At 47.7% G+C, this 2,946-nt stretch carries 3 protein-coding genes; all 3 read left to right on the top strand.

The window, feature by feature from the left end:
* A partial coding sequence (locus B3K91_RS05915) for an ACT domain-containing protein (RefSeq protein ID WP_292594277.1) occupies window positions 1-570 on the top strand: 570 nt, incomplete at its 5' end.
* 10 nt (window positions 571-580) lie between these two features.
* Window positions 581-1,678 carry an aspartate aminotransferase family protein gene (locus tag B3K91_RS05910; RefSeq protein ID WP_292593405.1) on the top strand — a complete coding sequence of 366 codons (1,098 nt, stop codon included), beginning with the start codon at window positions 581-583 and terminating at the stop codon, window positions 1,676-1,678.
* 1 nt (window position 1,679) lies between these two features.
* The gene (lysA, locus tag B3K91_RS05905) at window positions 1,680-2,807 is read left to right on the top strand and encodes a diaminopimelate decarboxylase (RefSeq protein ID WP_292589609.1); all 1,128 of its coding nucleotides are present in this window, start codon (window positions 1,680-1,682) and stop codon (window positions 2,805-2,807) included.
* Window positions 2,808-2,946 lie beyond the last annotated feature (139 nt).

Raw genomic sequence — 2,946 nt, 5'->3', positions numbered from 1 at the left:
AGATCGGTGGAGATAGCAAAGAAGTACAACGTTGAGATCCTTTGCCTGTCGTCATTCAACGAAGAAGGAGGGACCAGAGTAGTGAGCAGGCTTCCCGAATGGCTGGAACAGCCTGTCGTAACGGGTGCTACGATAGACACAAACCAGCTGAAGATAACTATAAACAAATTGCCCGGAAATACGGATGTTGTCAGCAAGATCTTTCAGGCCGTTGCAGGTTCGAATTTCAACGTTGACATGATATCTATTGTGAATGACAACGAACATATACACCTTGCATTTACTGTTCTCTCGGCCAGTCCGGCGGCGATAAAGAGGACTATAGAAAACGTTCTTGTGGATATCGACAACTGGGAACTCGCAATAGATGAGGATGTTGCGAAGATATCAACGGTTGGCGTTGGCATGAAATCGAGCGCAGGGGTAGCCGCCCGTTTCTTCCTTGCACTCCAGAAGGCTGGAGTCAGAATAATCGGGACTACTACGTCTGAAATAAAGATCTCCGTTCTCGTACCGAAATTACAGGCAAGCACAGCCTTGAAGGCGCTGCTTGACGAGTTCGAATTGTGAGCTGAGTACAATGCTTTCAAAAGTATACTCACCATTTCCTCTCGAGATAAGGAGTGCACACGGAATAAGAATAAATACTGACAAGGGTGAATTCATCGACACATTTTCAGGAATAGGAGTACTTGCTTTCGGTCATACGGATGAAGCAACGATTGAAGCAGTCTCTAGGAAGATGGCAAGGTACTCTCACACATCAAACTACTTTCTCGACGATGATGCCGAAAGGCTTAGCGAAAGTCTCCTGAAATTTGTTAATTCCAGCGGCGAGGTGTATTTTTCAAACTCCGGCACCGAGGCCACAGAAGCTGCGATCAAAGCCGTTAGGAAGTTGAAAAAGGGGAAACTGATTTCCTTTGAAGGCAACTTTCATGGGCGAACCATCGGTGCTCTCTCTTTGACACATAGTGAAATACTGCGAAGGCCTTTCGAACCGCTTCTTCCCGACGTCCTCTTTCTTCCCAAAAAAGCGGAGGCATTTGCTGAATCGGTCAAGGAAAATGAAATCGCCGCCGTTTTTGTAGAATCGATTCAGGGAAACAGCGGAGTGTACTTGTATCCTTCCGAACTGATCGAAACGATTGAGGTACTCAGGAAGGAAAAGGGCTTTCTGGTGGTCGCCGACGAGATTCAGGCGGGCCTTTGCAGAACAGGCGAATACTTTGGTTATCAGAATTACGGATTGGAACCGGATATTGTAATACTTGGAAAAGCTGTCGGAGGCGGTCTGCCTCTTGGCGCCGCGGTCTTCAGAAAGCTATCACCGTTTTCTCTCGGGGATCACGGCTCAACATTTGCTCCGAACCCTCTCAGTCTTGCAGCAGGGCTCTCTGTTCTGTCTAGAATGAATTCGGCCCTTCTCGAAAGTGTTAGAATAAATGGAGCGCGTCTTATGCAAAACCTCAAGAGTCTTCCTTGGGCAAGGGATGTTCGAGGTAAGGGGCTCATGATAGGAGTCACGGCCGAAAACCCCAACGGGGTGAAAAGCATGGCCTTTGAAAGAAATGTCTTGCTCAATGTAACTGGAGGGAGCATAAGGTTTTTGCCAGCGCTTAATATCAGGTCTGAAGAGATTGATGAGATAACGGAAAGGCTGAATTTTGGAGGTTGAGATGATTGATTTTCAGAAGCTTGCTGGTGAATTTGGTACGCCGCTATATGTCTACGATGCAGAGAAGATAAGAAAGAGAATAGACAAAGCAAAGAGGGTTTTCGAGGGGCTGGATGCAGAGATAGTCTTTGCGTTGAAGGCAAACAGCAATCCCGCTCTTCTAAAGATAATGGCAGAAGAAGGCATTGGTGCGGATGTTGTTTCAAGAGGTGAGCTCCTCGCATCGAAAATGGCCGGCATGAAGCGAATTCTCTGGAATGGTAACGGAAAGACCCATGGAGATATTGTGCATTTCACAAATCAGGGTGTTGACACTGTCTCCATCGACTCGCTGCAGGAACTGCCTCTTTGGGATGGGATAGATGTCGTGAAGCTTCTAAGAGTCAATCCGGATGTTGACGCGCACACCCACCCACATATCTCGACAGGACTCAAAGCCCACAAATTTGGAGTTCCAATCGAAAAGGTCGAGACGGTGGCCGACAGGATCGATGGCCTACATCTTCACATTGGATCTCAAATCACCGAAGTAGAACCATTTGTTGACGCCTATTCCAAAGTTCTCGAATGTGCTAAGCAATTCGGCTTCAAGCACATCGATCTCGGCGGCGGCTGGGGTATTAACTATGAAGGCAAAGAGCTTGATATAGAAAAGTTGCAGGCGGCCGTCTCGGGAATGTTTTCTGACTTCAATGGAAAACTGATTTCAGAGCTGGGTAGATTCATCATCGGTCCGGCAGGATACCTCGTGACTTCGGTTGTGAGTGTTAAACCCTCGGAAAAAATCTTTATCGTTACCGATGCAGGGATGAATGCACTGATAAGACCTGCCTTATATGATGCTCATCACGGAGTTATAGTCCTCTCCGGCACCAAGAAGACGGCAACTGCCGACGTTGTCGGTCCTCTTTGCGAAAGCGGCGACATACTTGCAAGAGGCCGGAAGCTCGAAGTACCTATACCAGGTACGGCAATCGTATTCGAAAACGCCGGTGCCTACGGCTTTTCCATGGCAAACAACTACAATGGGATGCCGCTGCCCGCAGAAGTACTCGTCGATGGTGATTATGTCAAACTTATCCGCAGACGCCAAAGTATAGAAGAACTCTTCACAAACGTGAAGCTGTGAAGAACCGTTCTTCGTGAGCCTTACAAGGGCAATAACATCTGACGTCCGACGAGCTCAATTGAGAAAAAGCACTGTCGAGACGTTTGCTACGCTCACGGAGAAGGCGAGAGAAAAGCGAGTCACTGCTGAAATTAGACGC

Origin of the sequence: Mesotoga sp. UBA5847 (genome assembly GCF_002432735.1) — a bacterium.
GTDB lineage: Bacteria > Thermotogota > Thermotogae > Petrotogales > Kosmotogaceae > Mesotoga.
The sequence above is the reverse complement of the archived record's forward strand: the minus strand, read 5'-3'. Positions and strand labels throughout refer to the sequence as shown.